At 51.6% G+C, this 18,201-nt stretch carries 14 protein-coding genes; 9 read left to right on the forward strand and 5 right to left on the reverse strand.

Annotation, left to right across the window (positions count from 1 at the left end):
- Positions 1 to 5 precede the first annotated feature (5 nt).
- Genes pilW through IT527_RS01210 form a run of 8 tightly spaced genes read left to right on the forward strand, consistent with a single transcriptional unit; the run spans position 6 to position 8,444 of the window.
- The gene (pilW, locus tag IT527_RS01175; RefSeq protein ID WP_292965357.1) at positions 6 to 797 is read left to right on the forward strand and encodes a type IV pilus biogenesis/stability protein PilW; all 792 of its coding nucleotides are present in this window, start codon (positions 6 to 8) and stop codon (positions 795 to 797) included.
- Positions 787 to 1,884: a helix-turn-helix domain-containing protein gene (locus IT527_RS01180; RefSeq protein ID WP_292965360.1), complete on the forward strand. Its 1,098-nt coding sequence runs from the start codon at positions 787 to 789 to the stop codon at positions 1,882 to 1,884. Before pilW ends, IT527_RS01180 begins: the two co-directional genes overlap by 11 nt.
- 29 nt (positions 1,885 to 1,913) lie before the next feature.
- Positions 1,914 to 3,158: a flavodoxin-dependent (E)-4-hydroxy-3-methylbut-2-enyl-diphosphate synthase gene (gene ispG, locus IT527_RS01185; protein WP_292965362.1), complete on the forward strand. Its 1,245-nt coding sequence runs from the start codon at positions 1,914 to 1,916 to the stop codon at positions 3,156 to 3,158.
- Positions 3,151 to 4,413: a histidine--tRNA ligase gene (gene hisS / locus IT527_RS01190; RefSeq protein ID WP_292965365.1), complete on the forward strand. Its 1,263-nt coding sequence runs from the start codon at positions 3,151 to 3,153 to the stop codon at positions 4,411 to 4,413. The genes ispG and hisS overlap by 8 nt, the downstream gene beginning before the upstream one ends.
- A 21-nt stretch (positions 4,414 to 4,434) precedes the next feature.
- Positions 4,435 to 5,079, forward strand: a complete 645-nt coding sequence (locus tag IT527_RS01195) for a tetratricopeptide repeat protein (RefSeq protein ID WP_292965368.1) — start codon at positions 4,435 to 4,437, stop codon at positions 5,077 to 5,079.
- On the forward strand, positions 5,076 to 6,305 hold the full coding sequence (gene bamB / locus IT527_RS01200) for an outer membrane protein assembly factor BamB (protein ID WP_292965370.1): 1,230 nt from the start codon (positions 5,076 to 5,078) through the stop codon (positions 6,303 to 6,305). Before IT527_RS01195 ends, bamB begins: the two co-directional genes overlap by 4 nt.
- 49 nt (positions 6,306 to 6,354) lie before the next feature.
- On the forward strand, positions 6,355 to 7,758 hold the full coding sequence (gene der / locus IT527_RS01205; protein ID WP_292965371.1) for a ribosome biogenesis GTPase Der: 1,404 nt from the start codon (positions 6,355 to 6,357) through the stop codon (positions 7,756 to 7,758).
- A 2-nt stretch (positions 7,759 to 7,760) separates the two neighbouring features.
- Positions 7,761 to 8,444 carry a class I SAM-dependent methyltransferase gene (locus IT527_RS01210; protein ID WP_292965373.1) on the forward strand — a complete coding sequence of 228 codons (684 nt, stop codon included), beginning with the start codon at positions 7,761 to 7,763 and terminating at the stop codon, positions 8,442 to 8,444.
- A gap of 52 nt (positions 8,445 to 8,496) precedes the next feature.
- Here the strand turns inward: IT527_RS01210 and IT527_RS01215 are convergent, their stop codons facing one another.
- On the reverse strand, positions 8,497 to 8,838 hold the full coding sequence (locus tag IT527_RS01215) for a hypothetical protein (RefSeq protein ID WP_292965375.1): 342 nt from the start codon (positions 8,836 to 8,838) through the stop codon (positions 8,497 to 8,499).
- Between the two features lie 173 nt (positions 8,839 to 9,011).
- On the opposite strand from IT527_RS01215, the gene IT527_RS01220 reads away from it, so the two are divergent.
- The gene (locus IT527_RS01220; RefSeq protein ID WP_292965377.1) at positions 9,012 to 9,353 is read left to right on the forward strand and encodes a DUF2007 domain-containing protein; all 342 of its coding nucleotides are present in this window, start codon (positions 9,012 to 9,014) and stop codon (positions 9,351 to 9,353) included.
- Between the two features lie 42 nt (positions 9,354 to 9,395).
- Here IT527_RS01220 and IT527_RS01225 read toward each other — a convergent pair whose 3' ends face one another.
- The 4 genes from IT527_RS01225 to IT527_RS01240 all read right to left on the reverse strand — a co-directional run bounded on the left by IT527_RS01225 (position 9,396) and on the right by IT527_RS01240 (position 17,993).
- On the reverse strand, positions 9,396 to 11,720 hold the full coding sequence (locus IT527_RS01225) for an HAD-IC family P-type ATPase (protein WP_292965379.1): 2,325 nt from the start codon (positions 11,718 to 11,720) through the stop codon (positions 9,396 to 9,398).
- A 213-nt stretch (positions 11,721 to 11,933) separates the two neighbouring features.
- Positions 11,934 to 15,173, reverse strand: a complete 3,240-nt coding sequence (locus tag IT527_RS01230) for a multidrug efflux RND transporter permease subunit (RefSeq protein WP_292965381.1) — start codon at positions 15,171 to 15,173, stop codon at positions 11,934 to 11,936.
- Positions 15,174 to 15,220: 47 nt separating this feature from the next.
- The gene (locus IT527_RS01235; RefSeq protein WP_292965383.1) at positions 15,221 to 16,402 is read right to left on the reverse strand and encodes an efflux RND transporter periplasmic adaptor subunit; all 1,182 of its coding nucleotides are present in this window, start codon (positions 16,400 to 16,402) and stop codon (positions 15,221 to 15,223) included.
- 40 nt (positions 16,403 to 16,442) lie between these two features.
- Entirely contained in the window at positions 16,443 to 17,993 is a 1,551-nt protein-coding gene (locus tag IT527_RS01240) for an efflux transporter outer membrane subunit (RefSeq protein WP_292965384.1), read from the reverse strand.
- Positions 17,994 to 18,201 lie beyond the last annotated feature (208 nt).

Genomic DNA, 18,201 nt, shown 5'->3' on the forward strand with positions numbered 1-18,201 from the left:
CAAAAATGAACAGGCTGATTAGAATTGGAGTTCTTGGAGTTCTGGTATGGCTGACAGGTTGCGGTATTACACCTGCACAGGAAAAACCGACGCCCGAAGAATTGAAACAGCGTGCGTTGCAAAGTGCAAAAATTCATACTGAGCTTGCCGGCCAGTACTATCATCGTGGCCAATACCGGGTGGCAATAGAAGAGGCGGAAATTGCGCTGAAGAAAAAATCCGATTATGCCCCGGCTTACAATATGCTGGGATTGGTTTATATGGATTTGCTGGAGGATGACCGCGCAGAATGGAATTTTGAGCGCGGGCTTGGAATAGCGCCGAATGATCCCGACATACGTAACAATTTTGGCTGGTTTTTATGTCAGCGAAAACCTGAGCGGATGGAGCAGGCAATCGGCCATTTTATGGCAGCGATACGTGATCCGCTGTATGAAACCCCGGAGAGAACTTATACCAATGCCGGGTTGTGTGTGCTGAAACAAAAAAATTTCGAGCAGGCACACAGCTATTTTCAGGAGGCGCTGATAATCCGTCCTGGTTACCCTTTGGCGCAGCTTGGTCTGGTAGAGCTTGATTTCAGCCGTGGCGAGGTGAAGAAAGCCTGGTCTGCAATCAACCAGTATTTGCAGATGAATCCTCCCGCCCCTGCCAGCCTGTGGCTGGCCGTCCGTATTGCACGAGCCAATGGAGATGCCAATGCAGAAACCAATTACGCTTTTCAACTGCAAAAGCGTTTTCCTGATTCCAGGGAAGCCCGGGAATTGCGTGCGGGGAAGTTGAGCCATGAAAAATGATGAACTAGACGATAAAACAGACGAGCTGCGTACTGATCAGGAATCAGCGCCTGCTCATGAATCAGGAGCAGTCAGAGATATTTCTGAGCAAATTGCCATACCTCAAGTGAAACATATTGATTCCGCAGATACGGCTGCGTCATTTCAGTCAGCTCCTGCCGAGAATTCAGCCGGAGCAGAAAAGGTGAATACTGCTGCTCCTGTATCCGGTTTTGGCCAGCTGCTGCATGATGAAAGGATCAGATGTGGCATGAGTATTAGCGAGGTGGCACGTCATTTGCGCTTGTCTGAACAGCAGGTGGAAGCGATCGAGGCTCAGGATTTTTCCAGATTGCCTGCTGCTGTATTTCTGCGTGGATACATACGCAATTACGCTAACCTGCTGCGGCTTGGAGAAGTTCCCCTGTTAATGGAGGCTGTGCCTCAGGCAAGGCCGGTGGATACCGTTTTTACCGGCAAAAGGAATTCGCAGCGTTTCAAGGCGATAGAACCCGCTTACCGTTCAGATCGTGGCGGCCGTGCCGGGTGGTTGTATGTAGTGGTGATACTGGCTGCATTTGCTGCTTATGCTATTTATCGTGAAGAAATACCGGAGCATCTGGTTTCTTTTTCACCAGAAAATACTGATCAGGTTATACCGCTGAATTCTGGTGAAGGCAGTGATCAGGTGGCGATAGATCTGGCACTGCCGCTGTCTTCGCCTTCTGCTGAATTACCCCTGACGCCTCCTGCACTGGTGACGCCCGCGCCATCCGGTGCCAGTTTGCCATCGGTTGCAGCCACGTTGCCCGAGATACCAGCTCCTTTGCCGGCTGCAGATGCGCCCGGGGCTGCAAATGATGGAAAGAAATCGTTACACCTTTCTTTTTCCCGGGAATCATGGGTCAAAATCAAGGATAGCAGTGGCAGGGTTATCCTCGAAAAAACTCATGCGCGCGGGACTGAGCAGACGATAGAAGCCAGGCCTCCTCTGTATCTGGTCATTGGCAATGCAGCCGGAGTTAGCCTTGTTTACAACGGGCGCAAGGTCGATCTTGCACCCTATACTCGCGGCAATGACGATGTCGCACGCTTTTCGCTTGAATAATCTGTATAAATTTATCCGGGTTTTACATCATGTCCTCTAATAACGTACCTGCTCTACGCCGGAAATGTGTGGGTGTCAAAGTCGGTTCAGTAATGATTGGTGGCGGTGCACCGATTGTTGTGCAGTCAATGACCAATACCGATACCGCTGACGAGCTGGCGACTGCCAGTCAGGTTGCCCAGCTGGCGCGTGCAGGCTCCGAGCTGGTCAGAATCACCGTTAATTCCATGGAGGCGGCAGCGGCTGTTCCCGGGATTCGTGCCCGGCTGGATGATATGGGCTGCCATGTCCCACTGATTGGTGATTTTCATTTCAATGGACATAAGCTGCTGACAGCTTATCCTGACTGTGCAAGAGCACTGGCAAAGTACCGCATCAATCCTGGAAATGTTGGCCATGGCCGCAAGCGTGATGAGCAGTTTTCCACACTGATAGAAACTGCCTGCAAATATGATAAACCGGTGCGTATCGGGGTTAACTGGGGCAGCCTGGATCCTGAAATGCTGGCGCGGATTATGGATGAAAATGCACGTTCGCCTGATCCGCTGGGGGCTTCACAAGTCATGCATAAGGCACTTATCACCTCCGCGCTGGAAAGCGCTGCTAAAGCTGAGGAGCTGGGACTGGCCCGTAACCATATCGTACTGTCGTGCAAAGTTAGTGGTGTGCAGGATCTGATTGCTGTCTATGGTGCGCTGGCAGAGCAATGCGACTATGCCCTGCATCTGGGACTGACTGAGGCCGGTATGGGGTCAAAAGGGATTGTTGCCTCGACAGCGGCACTCGCTGTACTGCTGTTCAAAGGGATTGGCGATACGATCCGTGTTTCCCTGACACCGGAACCGGGAGGAGATCGTGCTCGTGAAGTCATCGTGGCACAGGAAATCCTGCAGACAATGGGGTTGCGTGCATTTGTCCCGCTGGTGGCTGCCTGTCCGGGTTGCGGGCGCACAACCAGCACCTATTTTCAGGAACTGGCAGAAAGTATCCAGATCTATGTGCGTGAACAGATGCTTATCTGGCGCGAGCAATATGAGGGGGTCGAGAATATGTCGCTCGCAGTCATGGGCTGTGTGGTTAACGGGCCGGGTGAAAGTAAACATGCGGATATCGGCATCAGTTTGCCGGGATCAGGAGAAACACCGGTAGCACCGGTTTTTGTTGATGGCCAGAAGACGGTTACTTTGAAAGGCGACAATATTGCCGGGGAATTCCGCGCGATTGTCGATGAATACGTGCGAACCAAATACAGGAAGAAAGCAGTCAATGCCTGAATCAATCAGGGCCGTCCGCGGGATGAATGACATCCTGCCGGATGAAAGCGGTTTATGGGAGTTTTTCGAAGACACGATTCGCACATGGCTGACTGCCTACGGTTACCGCAATTTGCGCACTCCTGTCGTCGAGCAGACTGACCTGTTCGTACGCTCGATCGGAGAAGTAACGGATATTGTCGAAAAAGAGATGTACTCGTTTGTTGATCATCTCAATGGCGAAAACCTGACTCTGCGCCCGGAAGGGACCGCCTCCTGTGTGCGTGCGGCGATTGAACACAACCTGTTGTATTCAGGCCCTCAACGCTTGTACTACAGCGGCCCGATGTTTCGGCATGAACGTCCGCAAAAGGGGCGTTATCGCCAGTTTCATCAGGTTGGTGTGGAAGCATTGGGATTTGCCGGCCCGGATATTGATGCTGAGCTTATCATCATGTGTGCGCGATTGTGGCGTTTGCTGGGTATTTCTGATGTCCGGCTGGAAATCAGCACACTTGGCAGCACCGAATCCCGTTTGGTTTACCGTGCTCGTCTGATCAGCTACCTGGAAAAATTCCATGATGATCTTGATAAGGATGCGCGCCGGCGATTAAAAACCAACCCGCTGCGTATTCTTGACAGTAAAAATCCGGCCTTGCGGGAAATACTGGCAGGTGCACCTCGTCTGCTTGATGATCTTGATGAAGATTCACTGGCACATTTTGAGGCATTGCAGCGGATTTTGCGTAACCAGGGTATCAGCTTCGAGATCAATAACCGGCTGGTTAGAGGGCTGGATTACTATAACCGTACGGTATTTGAATGGGTAACCGATAAACTGGGTGCACAGGGAACTGTTTGTGCCGGCGGCCGCTATGACGGCCTGATTGCACAGATTGGCGGCAAGCCGGCGCCGGCATGTGGTTTTGCTATGGGTATCGAACGGATACTTTCGCTGATGAGTGGAAACAGCATGATCGCTGCACGTGCTGTTCCTGATGTGTATGTTGTACACCAGGGAGAGGCTGCTGCTGAATTTTCGTGGAAAGTAGCAGAATCACTGCGTGATAACGGCTTAAAAGTAGTGTTGCACAGTGGTGGTGGAAATTTTAAGGTACAGATGAAAAAGGCTGATGCCAGTGGCGCACGGTTTGCTGCCATTATCGGAGATGATGAAGCCGCAGCCAGGCAAATCACCATCAAATCATTACGTGAAGCAGCAGAGCAGGTCAGGGTTGATCTGGCTGGTGCTGCTGCACTTCTGGAAAACATTTAACCAAGGTGAAAAATCAGAGCCATGTCAGCATATAACTATGAAGAACAGGAAAAAATAGACGGGTTAAAAGCCTGGTGGACTGCCAATGGCACTTCCGTATTACTTGCTTTTACTGTTTTTATAGCAGCAGTCGCAGGAAGCCGCTTGTGGAATCATTATCAGGGAGAACAGGCCCGGCAGGCAGCTGATCTGTATGCCGTTCTCCAGCAGCATATCGAAAAAGGAAGTGAGCTTGTCAAGATAACCGATGCGGCCCATTTGCTGACAGAAAGCTTTCCCAAAAGCGGTTATGCTCCCCGTGCGGCACTGATAGCGGCTCATGCTGCTGTTCAGGCAGGTAATAACCAGGTTGCCGGAGACAGGTTGCAATGGGTGATTGACCATGCTGAAGAATCTGAAATAAAAGATCTCGCCCGGTTACGACTGGCGAGTGTGCTGGTTGATGAAAAAAAATATGATCAGGCACTGGCACTGCTGAATGCGCAGCATGCTGCTTCATTTACCGGGCTTTACTCGGATTTGCGCGGAGATGCACTGGCTGCTGCCGGTAAAACAGATGAAGCAGGAGCGGCTTACCGGAAGGCGCTGGAAAGCTTAAGTACACAGGGCGCTTACCGGAATGTCGTGCAAATGAAACTCGATGTGCTGAGAGAACCGCAGAAGTGACCGGCAACATAGCGTTACTGACCTCTGATCTTATTTTTCATCCGTGTTACCGGATACTCCGTGTCTGTGTGCTCTCCCTGCTGATTTTTCTGGGAGGATGTGCAAATCTGAGTGAGTTGGGGGGAGGCCATTTCACTGACCTTTTCAGCAGCGATGAGGAAGAGGTGGAAGTCGATGAAGCCGAACTTGCCGAGCTGCAAACACTGGCTCCGATCAGGCCGCTGTGGCAGGCAAAACTGTCAGCGAGCAAAACCGCAGTATTTCTGCCGGTTTACGATAATGGCGCGTTATACGCTGCTGATGAAGATGGCCGGCTGGTTAAGCTCGACCCGGCGACGGGGCGTGAAATCTGGCGGGTGGAAACCCAGTCCCGGCTTTCCGGAGGAGTCGGTACCGGCGGAGGAATGGTGCTGCTTGGCACTTATGAGGGAGAAGTGCTGGCGTTCGACGAGGCAGGCCATTCTTTGTGGCAGTCTCAGGTGTCCGGCGAAATTCTGAGTCCACCGCAAACCGATAACGGTATCGTGGTAGTGCGTACCGGTGACAGCAGGCTTTACGGCCTGAATGCAGCGGATGGAAAGCAGGTCTGGAGTTATCAGAATGTTACGCCACCCCTTACTGTTCGCAGCTTTGTCGGTGTAACAATTACCCGGGGTGCTGTATTTGCCGGATTCCCCGGCGGCAAGCTGATTGCCCTTGACCTGTTCACGGGCAATACAGGTTGGGAAGCAACCGTTTCACAGCCGCATGGCGTGACTGAGCTGGAACGTATGACCGACATCAGCAGCTTGCCGATCGTTGATGAAAACCAGGTATGTGCTGTAGCTTATCGCGGCCGGGCTGCCTGTTTTGAAATTTCCAGCGGCAACCAGATCTGGGCCCGGGATGCATCGAGCAGTGCGGGTATGGTAATAGACGGCAGCCATGTTTATATCAGCGAAGATCATGGAACTGTAGCCGCCTACGATAAAAGCAGTGGTGCTGCCGTCTGGAAACGGGGAAAACTGGGCAGCCGCAAACTTTCAGCTCTGATGATTGCCAGAGGTGCCCGTCTGGTAGTGGGAGATGACCAGGGCTATGTCATGCTGATCAGCCGTCAGGATGGTTTTCCTGCGGGTCGCGCACCCACTGATGGCAGTGCGATCGTATCCCGTGCTGAATATCTGCCGGATGGCTTCGTTGTACAAACACAAAAAGGCGGACTTTTCGCATTTTCCCTGCAATAACCCGAATTTCCTGTTTTCCGGGTGATGCATTTATTACAGTTCCCCTGCCATGAAACCCACACTCGTACTGGTTGGACGTCCAAACGTCGGAAAATCAACATTGTTCAACCGCCTTACCCGGACCCGTGATGCCATTGTGGCTGATATCCCCGGTCTTACGCGCGATCGGCATTACGGCCACGGCAGAATGGGACTCAAACCCTATCTGGTAGTAGATACAGGTGGTTTTGAGCCGGTAGTCAGGGAAGGCATTCTGCATGCCATGGCCAAGCAAACCCTGCAGGCCGTGGACGAAGCCGATATCGTCCTGTTTATTGTTGATGGCCGTCAGGGATTGGCTTCACAAGACAGAATCATCGCGGAGCAACTGCGCAAAACCGGCCGAAAACTGATTCTTGTCGTCAATAAAACCGAGGGGATGTCCTATTCGTCGGTAACGGCAGAATTTCATGAGCTGGGACTGGGCACGCCCTGTGCTGTTTCCGCCCTGCATGGAGAACATCTTGCGGAGCTGATTGATTTCGCACTGGAAGAATACCCTTATGAAGAGGAAACAGAAGCCCAATCGGGTGAGAAAAAATATCCTGTCATTGCCATTGCCGGCCGTCCCAATGTTGGTAAATCCACGCTGATTAACACCCTGCTGGGGGAAGAGCGCGTAATTGCATTCGATCAGCCGGGCACCACACGGGACAGTATTTATGTTGATTTTGAATATGGGCAGCGCAGCTATACGCTGATTGATACAGCGGGGTTGCGTCGATCAGGCAAGGTTTGGGAAACGGTGGAGAAATTCTCGGTTGTGAAAACTCTGCAATCCATTGAAGCAGCTAACGTGGTTATTCTGGTGCTGGATGCACAAAATGAGATTTCCGATCAGGATGCCCATATTGCCGGGTTCATTCTGGAAACCGGCCGTGCACTGGTCGTTGCAGTCAATAAATGGGATGGTCTGGATGACTACCGGCGTGAAATCATTAAGCGCGAATTTGAACGCAAGCTCAGTTTTCTGAATTTTGCCAGTCTGCACTATATTTCCGCCCTGTACGGTAACGGCGTAAAAGGGCTAATGCCTTCAGTGGATCAGGCTTACGCTGCAGCCATGGCACATATTCCCACCCCCAAACTGACACGCGCTATGCTGGCCGCCGTTGCCAGGCAGCAGCCACCGCGCGGTGGAATGTCACGACCCAAACTGCGTTATGCCCATCAGGGTGGAGAAAATCCCCCGCTGATCGTTATTCATGGTTCTATGCTGGAACATGTACCACAAACCTACCGTCGCTATCTTGAAAATACATTCAGGGAAGTATTCGGGTTAAAAGGCACCCCGTTACGAGTGGAATTCAGGGTGGGTCACAATCCGTACGCCGACAGGAAAACGCCGCTGACCGAGGAAGAAGCCCGGCGCGCGCATAATCGCCGCCGCCGCAATCGCAAGAAATATGGCTGATCATGGGATTTACGCTTGAGAAGATTGTCCCGTGGGGGCGTTCGTTTGATGAATACATCAATATGTTTGCCCTTACCGGGAAAGATTTGAGCGTTCGCATTCTTAGCTGCGGAGACGGTCCCGCCGCATTCAATGCCACCCTGACCAAACGCGGGGGGAGCGTTGTTTCAGTCGATCCGGTTTATGCTTTTGACGCAGCACAAATCCAGCACCGTATAGCCGAGACCTGTGAAATCGTAATGGCTCAGATGCATAAGAATAAAAACGACTACATTTGGGAGGATATCCCATCAGTCGAAGCGCTTGGAAAAATCCGTATATCTGCGATGGAAGATTTTCTTGCGGATTTCGCTAACGGGAAACGAGAGGGGCGTTACGTGACTGGTGAGCTGCCATTTTTACCTTTTGAGAACGGGCAGTTTGATATTGCCCTGTCCTCGCACTTTATGTTTTTGTACAGTGCACATTTGCCGGTTGAATTCCATATTCAGGCAATCCGGGAAATGTTGCGCGTCGCGCGTGAAGTCAGAATTTTCCCGTTACTTACGCTTGACGGTGCGCTATCACCACATTTTCCGGCGGTGAACGAGTATTTCTCAACTCATGGTTTTAGTGTAAACAGCCTGCACGTACGTTATGAGTTTCAGCGAGGCGGTAACCAGATGCTGGTAATCAGGTCCGCCTGACTATACTGCACTGCGGCCGGAATCATTAACCACGGAGTTAGTGTGCCGCGTGTCAGTGGTCGTGATTCTCTGCTGCGGGGACCGGCTCTGTAAATTTTGTCTGCCCGCCAAACTCTCTGCGAATAGCCTGTTCCCTGAATTCTTCCTGGTCGGTTTCATCTCCAAATTCTCTGCGTTCTGCCTGTTCTTCAAATTCCACGCGTTCATCCTGCATTTCATTACCTTGAGCCGCCGGTGGTGCAGGAGACTGGCTGCGGGTTTCCGCCCCGGCAGCTGCAATCTGCACAGGTTGAGGTTGGGGCAGACTTGAATCCCGGAAGTCGGGAAAGGAAAATACAGATGTCAATAAACCAGCCAGAGCGGCAATAAAAATCGTACTGGTGATATGTTTCATGATACGTCCTCTGTAAGTAAAATAAGAAATGATGCAATACCTATTGCACAAACGATGCCCGGAGTCAAGTCTGACTATAGCAATACGTTTTCTCCTTGTCCTGGCGGGTTGTGCTGTACCATCCGGATAATCGGAACTGATTTCGCTGATTATCTGATTGCCTTGCTTGTCGCATGAAAAAACTCTATACAGCCAATCATTTGCTGGAAGCGTATATCGTCCGCGATTTGCTGGAGAATGCCTGTATTCCGGCCAGATTGTTTAACGAATATGCACAGGGGGGAACAGGAGAAATCCCGTTTACCCATACCTATCCCGAGGTATGGGTGGTGCGCGATTTTGACTATGAGCGCGGACGAACAATTGTCACCGCTTATGAGCAGATGCCGCAGGTGACCGGGACCATTTTTTGTTTGCAATGTGGTGAAGAAAATCCCGATAATTTCCAGTTGTGCTGGCAATGCGGCAGTGGGCTGGAGATTGTCAAAGAAAAATTTTTTCCGCCCGACATCTGAATTTCCGGGTGCAGGCTATACAGTAGGTTATACCAGCACAGATTATGTCAGGTTTATACGGGCGAATACGATACGTCGCAGCCCGTTCAGAACAAAGGTAAACACAAACGATGCCACGAACAGCAGAAAGACAACCGTGGCGGACAACGGTGCCGTGATCCATCCGGACATTGCCACCATGATCCCGATTATCACATCGGCAACAGAAGCGGCGATGAGCCAGGCGCCTGGTGGTGTTTCCCGTAAGGTGCGGCGTGTGCGAACCGCGTAAATCATCGCCTGACCGGTAAATACCAGAGTAAGAAAAGCCAGTGTTATAAGCGTATCGGGTGTCAGGCGGAGCCAGAAATGACCGACTGCCAGGATAGCAATGGAAAAAATCAGCTGAGCCAATCCGAGTATTGTGCCTGCGATGGTCAGTGCGCCGATACGCCAGACGTTGGGAACGGATGACGGGGTGGCACGATCCGTTGTAATCGCCATTGACAGAAAATCACCTGTCACCAGCAGTACGATCATCAGCAGTGTGGTAAGAATGGCGTGCCCGGTCATGACAAAGCCAAGTGCGATGAACAGCACGGTAACAATTTTCTTGATGATTGAATTGAGGGTATAGGTCTGCACGCGTCGAAATGATTTTCGGCCTTCTTCGATGGCGGCCATGATGCCGCCCAGACCGGGTTCCGTGAGCACAAGGCCGGCTGCAGCCCTGGCAACGTCAGTTGCCTGCGAAACTGCAATCCCCATGTGCGCCTGGCGCAGCGCCGGGGCATCATTTGCCCCGTCTCCGCACATGCCGACGGTGTGCCCTGCTGATTGCAGGTCGTGTACCAGTCTGAATTTATCTTCCGGCAGTACACCGGCGAAGACAGCGCACTCATCCGGTTGACGTTGCGAGCCGGGTACATCTGGCAGGCAGACCGGGCCTGTGATTCCAACCTTTAGCGCTACCGATTCAGCAGTGGCTGGTGCATCGCCGGTTACCATCAGGACTCTGACACCGTTTTCTTCGAGCTGATGAACCAATGCAGCAGCATCTTCGCGTGGAGGGTCACTCAGTGCGATTAATCCGGCAATACGTATATCTCCTTGTGTTTCAACGGCCACCGCCAGCACGCGATGGCCCTGTTCTTCAAGGTGCTCAGCTTCGCAGCGCTGAGTTTCATTGATACCGGCAGCATTGGCAATGACAGCGAAAGCGCCTTTCATGACTCGTTTCGTGTGGCCATCCTCATCAGTGATATATGCTTCAGCCCGTTTTGTGGCCGGATCAAAAGCCTGAAATGAGATGCGCTGAAAGGAAATATGGCCGGGGAATTGATCCGCTGGCCCGGCTGCTCTGGCAAAAGCATGGATTGCAGCATCCACCGGATCGGCCCCACTGTCAGAGCTGGCAAGCGCTGCCAGATCGAGCAACTGTATTTCGTCAAAACCCGGGAAAGGCCGTGTCAGTACGACACGTAATTCATTGCTGGTCAGTGTGCCGGTTTTATCTGAACACAGGACATCAATGGTTCCTGCTTCATCCAGTGCGGAGAGGCGGGTGGCCAATACACCCCGTCTGGCCAGGACATGTGCGGAAAGCGCTGCTGCCATCGTAAAAGTGGCGGGTAATGAGACAGGAATTGATGCGAGGATAGCCGTCAGGATAATCGGTTCAATTGCGGTGAGAGGCAGTCCAAGCTGCCAGGCGTATACAGAAAGTGCCACGATGATCAATCCATTGAAAATGGCAAGATTGCGAACAACATGCAGCACAGTTTTCTGTTGAGAACTCGTTGCATGCGCCATTTTGATCAGTTCAGCCGTGCGCCCGAACTTTGTGTTGACACCTGTTGCAGTTACCAGCGCTTCTGCCTCTCCTCGCCGTACCAGTGCCCCGGCATAAATGATTGCACCAGCACCTGTTTCAACCGGCACCGATTCGCCGGTGAGCATGGATTGATCGAGCAGGACTTCTCCTGCTGTCAGGCGCAGATCCGCAGGGGCTACGCCGCCTAACGACAGTTTGACGAGATCTCCGGGGACGATCTCCCTGGATGGGATGGTCACCCAGACGCCATCCCTGCGTACGAAAGCATTCAGTGCGAGCTGTGATTTCAATGCTGCAAGCGCTGTTCGTGCACGGCCTTCCTGGGCGATTGCCACGGCAACATTGAAAAGGATGAGGGCAGTGATGATGGCTGCTTCAGGATATTTCCCAAGCCAGAGCTCGAACAGAATGGTTGCTTCGAGCATCCAGGGAACAGGTGCCCACAGTTTTTTGAGCGCACGCCGGATAAGGCTGTCCGGGTTATCGGCAACTTCGTTGAAACCGGTCCGCTGCAGCACTTCCTGTGCCTGATGGGTTGTCAGACCGGTCGTCATGGTGATTTTTTCTCTGTTTCAGTCTGTTCAGATTCAGGCACCGGAGGCCGGGTGCAGCGGAAAAGTTTCCGGAATAAACACCATAGAGGGTGTGGAGGGCATGGTAACTGGTGCGAAAGCACAATCAGGCAGTTGGCTTTGCCTGATTCCGGGAGGGGTAGCGATATACCTGATGTACCCGATCGCTATCCCGGCCTGTATTACAACACATGATTACTGCGGTTTCTGCTCTGTTTTTATTTCAGTTTCAGCTTCATCCCCGGTTTTTATCGCCGTTTCCGCTTCTGCAGCTTTTTCAGCAGAAACATTGCCTTCCATAAAACCGGTTTTATGAATTTTGTGTCTGCCACGATGCGAGATTTTCCCGATCAGTACGAAAAATAGCGGGACGAAGAAAACAGCCAGGAAAGTAGCGGCCAGCATCCCTCCGAATACCCCTGTACCAATCGACATCCGGCTGGCTGCACCTGCTCCGGATGCAATGACCAGCGGGAATACACCCATAATAAAGGCCAGTGATGTCATGATGATTGGCCGGAAGCGAATGCGTGCCGCTTCCAGAGCGGCTTCTGTCATTGATAAACCTTCGTCGTACAACTGGTTGGCAAATTCAACGATCAGAATGGCATTCTTGGCAGCCAGACCGATCAGAGTAATTAGCCCGATCTGGAAATAGATATCATTATTCATCTCTCGTAACCAGATAGCCAGCAGCGCTCCCAGAATTCCGAAAGGAACGGCCAGGATGACAGCAAACGGTACCGACCAGCTTTCATACAGTGCGGCAAGTACCAGAAACACCATTAGCAGCGCAAAGGAAAGTACCCATACGGATTGCCCGCCCGCCGCCTCTTTTTCCTGAAAAGAGATACCGCTCCAGTCAAGTGCATAGCCTTTGGGGGCCAGTACTTCACTGGCTACCTGTTCCAGGGCTGCCATTGCCTGACCGGAACTGTAGCCTGGAGCAGCACTTCCCAGTACAAGGGCCGAATTAAATCCATTGAAGTGAGTTACCGGATCCGGGCCGCTGTTGAACTCTGTGGTCACCACGGAATCCAGCGGGATCATCGTGCTTGTTGTTCCGGAACGGGCACGTACGTAGATTTTGCTGATGTCGTCCGGACTGGTCCGATATTCAGGTGAAGCCTCCGTTTGCACACGATAGACCCGGCCAAACTTTATGAAATCATTGACATACAGGTTGCCGAAATAAGCCTGCATGGTATCGAATACTTCGGAAATCGAAACTCCCAGCGCTTTGGCGCGCTCCCGGTCAATTTCTGCAAAAAGTCTGGGGGCACTGACACGGAAGTTGGTGCCGGCAACAGCGATGGCTGGATGTTCCATAGCTTTTTTCACAAAAAGCTGGGCGGTTTCAGCAAATGCCGAGAAATCACCCCCACCCGGATCCTGTAATTGAGCCGTGAAACCGCCGGTAGAACCCAATCCCTGAATTGAAGGTGCATTGAATGCCAGAATCAGTGCTTCGGGAATTTTTGCAAATTCCTGAAAGGCTTTTGCAATCAGCCCCTGCGCCTGCTGATCGGGGCTGCTGCGCGTATCCCAGTGCTGCAGCGGGATAAACATGGTGGCCTGATTTGGTCCGCGAGTACCAAAAACAAAATTCTGACCGGTCAGGGCATCGGTTGAGTGAACAGCCGGAATTGCCTGGAAATAATTTTCAATTTTTTCGACAACTTTCTTTGTTCGAGTCAACGATGCGCCATCAGGGAGCTGAAAAACGGTAATGAAATAGCCCTGGTCTTCTTCTGGAAGAAAGCCGGTGGGGGTTGTTTTCAGCAAGCCCAGAATGACAAATATCATTACTGCAAAAATAGCCAGTGACATGACTGATCTTTTGATAAGTGCACTGGTGGTGCCAATGTAATGCGTCTGCAGCCAGTCAAACGACCGGTTAAATATGCCCCAGAATTTGCCGGTACCATGGCTTGGCTTAAGTACGATGGCACATAAGGCCGGGCTGAGTGTCAGTGCCACAAATCCCGAGATGACAACAGACAGTGCAATGGTAATTGCAAACTGTTTGTACAGTTCACCGGTGATGCCTCCCAGGAACCCGACCGGAACAAAGACAGCGGTCAGGACCAGGACGATTGCAATAATCGGCCCGGATACTTCCTGCATCGCTTTGATTGCCGCATCCTTGGGTGAAAGCCCGCCTTTCGTCATATGCCGTTCAACGTTTTCCACCACTACAATCGCATCATCCACGACGATACCGATGGTCAGCACCATACCAAACAGCGTAAGCGTATTGATCGAGAATCCCAGTGCGTGCATTCCGGCAAATGTACCAATCAGTGAAATAGGTGCTGCAACCGCCGGGATCAGCGTTGCTCGCCAGTTTTGCAGAAAGATGAACACAACCAGCACAACCAGGAACATGGCCTCTGCCAGGGTTTTGATAACTTCCTTGATGGAGACTTCAACAAATGTCGTGGTGTCGTAGGGGATGTCGTAGGAAGTGCCGGCCGGGAAATCTTTGGTCAGCCTGTCCATTTCCGAGCGGATCCGGTGCACGGTATCAAGTGCATTGGCGCCGGGAGCGAGAAAAGTCAGAATGAAAGTATTGGGCCGTCCGTTCCATCGTCCTTCCAGATCATATGACTGAGCGCCCAGCTCTATTCTTGCCACATCCTTCAGGCGTACCATGGATCCATCCGGATAAGCCCGGACAATCATTTCCTCGAATTCTTTGACTTCACTCATCCGTCCGCGCGTAATAACCGGGATAGTGAGTTCATTTTTTTCAGATACCGGCTCGCGGCCGATGCGGCCTGCAGGAAAATCCCGGTTCTGATCACGAATGACGGAGGCAATTTCAGAGGGTATCAGATCAAGCTGAGCCATCCGGACCGGGTCAAGAATTATTCTCATGGAATAATTCTGGCTGCCGAAAATAATGGCATCTCCAACACCGGGAAGCCGTTTTACATTATCGAGTATCCTCAGCAGCGCATAATTCGACAGAAAAAGTGTGTCGTGTGCAGGATCAGTGGAGCTCAGCGCAATGACCGCCAGTAAATCAGGTGAGGTCTTTTTGACGGTGACGCCCTGACGGATAACTTCATCGGGCAGTTGAGGTTCGGCAAGACGCTGGCGATTCTGTGTCTGCACCTGTGCAATATCAACATCGGTTCCGATTTCGAATGTGAGCTTCATGGTCATGTGCCCGTCATTCGTGCTGGTGGATTCGTAATACAGAAGATTATCGATACCTGGAAGCTGAACTTCTATCGGCCGTGCAACCGCTTCTGCAACGACATCCGCACTGGCACCCGGGTAATCCGCATCAATTTGCACGACGGGCGGCGTAATATCGGGGAATCGGGCAATTGGCAGACTGGTTAGAGAAACCAGACCGACTATTACAATAATGATTGACAGAACCGATGCAAAAATCGGCCGCTCAATGAAAAAACGAGAATTCATGGCACGCCTTACGCTGTTTATTCTTAATGGTTATCTTCAGGGAAGTCTTATTTTTGCTCTTCCTGATAAGGGACGGGTTCTACCTGAGCACCAGGCAGAACCCGATGGAATCCTTCCACGATCACCTGTTCTCCTGCATGTAAACCATTTTCGATCAGCCATTCCCTGCCGCGCCATGCACTGGCCTGTATCGCACGGAGCTCGACTTTTCCCGTGTCATCGACAACATAGACAAATGAGCCGCTCGGCCGTTGCTGGACGGCACGCTGAGGGATAAGAATCGCCTCTGTTCTGGTATATCCTTTGATACGGACCTTAACAAACTGGCCTGGATAGAAATAAGATTGTCCGGGGGCATTTTTTCCATCCGGATTGGGGAATGCAAACCGGCCCTGCAGCGTACCGGTTTCCGGCCGTATGGCAACATCTGCAAAATCCAGCACGCCCTCTTCAGGATAAACACTGCCATCCGAGAAGGTCATCACGCCATGCAGCTGGAAAATATCCGGCCGTTCAACCTTGTGTTCATTCAATTCACGCCGGCGACGAAGCAGGTAGTTTTCCGGGACACTCACGTTGACATACATGGGGTCCAACTGATCGATAGTGGTTAATAGAGATGTCTGAGCTTCAACCAGGCGCCCTTCATAAAACTGACTGCGACCAACCCGTCCGTCAACCGGTGCGGTAATGAGGGTGTTGTCCAGATCAAATTTGGTTCTGATCACTTCACTCTGTGCTGCTTCCAGGATTGCCTTCGCACTGCTGACTTCCGCAATAGCATCATCGACCTCTTTTTTACTGACAGCTTTTTGCTTTAGCAGCGGTTGCACCCGTGCCAGATCTTTGTTGGCCTGAAGCAGTTTTGCCTGGGCCTGGGATACCAGTGCCTTGCTGTTCCGGTAGGCTGCGTTGAAAGGCACCGGATCAATCAGGTATAGCCTGGCACCTTTTTTGATATTGCGGCCTTCCGTGAAGAATATTTTCTTAATGACGCCACTTACCTGCGGACGAATTTCAACTGGCCGGAAGGATTCGGTTTGCCCGATAAATTCCGGTTCATCCTGAATTGCACGGGTAGTAACCGTGATTACCTCTACCTGAGGGGCGGGTGGTTTGGAGTCTTCAGAAGATTTTGTTGAGCAGCCGGTAACGAACGAAAGAAGAAGTGAGATGCCTGTTATGGTCAGACCGGCCTGGGTGATGGGTTGACGAAGCGTTAGATACATGACGTTATTCCTGATAATTCTGGTGATGAAACTGATTTTTTTAGTTATTTTGCAGCAAGCCGGTGGATAGTGGCAGTGGTGTACCGGGGGCTTCAGCCAGCCAGCCACCGCCCAGCACCTTGTAAAGCTGAATAATGGAAGTCAGGTGCAGATGGCGGGTGGTTGTGAGCATCGTTTCTGCATCAAGCAATTTTCGTTTGGCGAGCAGCACATCAACATAACCGGTAATTCCGTTCTGATAACGCAGTTCTGCCAGTTGTAGCGCGGATGTCAGTGCTTCGGCCTGTTCCTGTCGGGCTTTATATTGTTCATTGGCTGTACGGATAGCGGCGAGCGCATCTTCAACTTCCTTGAATGCGATCAGGATGGTTTGCTCATACTGTGCCAGTACCTGCCTTGCTTGTGCTTCTGCAGCACGTTGCTCAAATCCGAGTGTTTGTGCATTCAGCAGTGGACCGGCAATTCCAAAACCACCGGTACCGAATTTGCTGTCGGATTGCAGCAGGCTGGACAGTGCCGGACTGGAAAATCCAAAGAAACCCGTTAGCGTTATTCGGGGAAATCGTGCTGCTTTGGCCGCACCAATTCTGGCGGTGGCGGCTTTCAGATTTTGCTCGGCCTGCAGGATGTCAGGGCGTCGTTGCAGTAATTCTGAAGGCAGGCCGGCAGGGATTTCAGGAAGCGTGAACTGCCCATCCAGAGTAAATCCGCGCGTAACGGGAGCGGGATGCTTTCCTGTCAGCACACTGAGTTCATTTTCTTTCTGTGCGATCTGCTTTTCCAGTTCAGTGACCTGCACTGCGGCACTGGCACGACTGGCTTCAATTTGATCCAGGTCCTGCCGGGCAATCAGGCCGCCATCCAGTTGTGCTCTGGAAATTACGACAGATTCTTCCCAGGAGGAAAGGGTATTCCGGGCAATATCCAGCTGATTATCAAACTGTAAAAGATCGAAGTACGATTGTGCGACTGAACTGATCAGCGTGAGCACTACGGCACGGCGATTTTCTTCACGCGCCAGCAGATCGGCGCGGGCAGCTTCATTGGCGCGGCGAATCCTTCCCCAGATATCCAGCTCCCAGTTCAGGATGGTTTGCCCGAAGTAGTTGTAGGGTGTCGGGAATCCGGCACGGCTAAACCCTCCCAGTGTACCCATTACCGGGGCGGTACCATTGATTTCCATATTCGGAACAAAATCCATCCGGGCGATGCCCAGCCGTGCCTGCAGTTCTTCAACGCTGGCGGTGGCCTGTTTGAGATTTCTGTTTTCCTGCAGTGCCTGATTGATGAGTGACTGCAGTTTCTCATCCCGAAGCAGTTCCCACCAGGGAAGGTTGGCGATGGATTGTCCTTCGGTTTGTGTCAGACGATAGTTTTCTGCAGCTTCAACCTGAGGGCGGGAATAGTCGGGGCCCATGGCACAGGAAGTAATCAGCAGACTTGAGCACAGCAGCAGGACAGAAGTCTGATGCTGATTTGATCGGGTTGAAAAAAATCTTTTACAGCCGAAACCGGCTTTTTCAGCCAGACTGAAAAATGCGGGTGTGACTATCTCAAGAACCCGGCCGGAAAATGCTAAATGCGGCAACATGCCATTTCCTTTTTAACTCCGAAGAAAAATTCATTTGTATCGCGATTGTCTGTGTATCTGGCGAAAGTACCTGTGTATCATTGATCAGCGATGTGGTAAAAAACAAAGTCACTATTATAGTGCCCGTACTGCGAATAAAGAGGAAGTTACAGCCTGAATAAAACCGGTTTTTCAGAAAGTTCCGGTTTTATCCTGATACATTCATGAT

This window comes from Nitrosomonas sp. (assembly GCF_020852615.1).
In the GTDB taxonomy this organism is placed as follows: domain Bacteria; phylum Pseudomonadota; class Gammaproteobacteria; order Burkholderiales; family Nitrosomonadaceae; genus Nitrosomonas.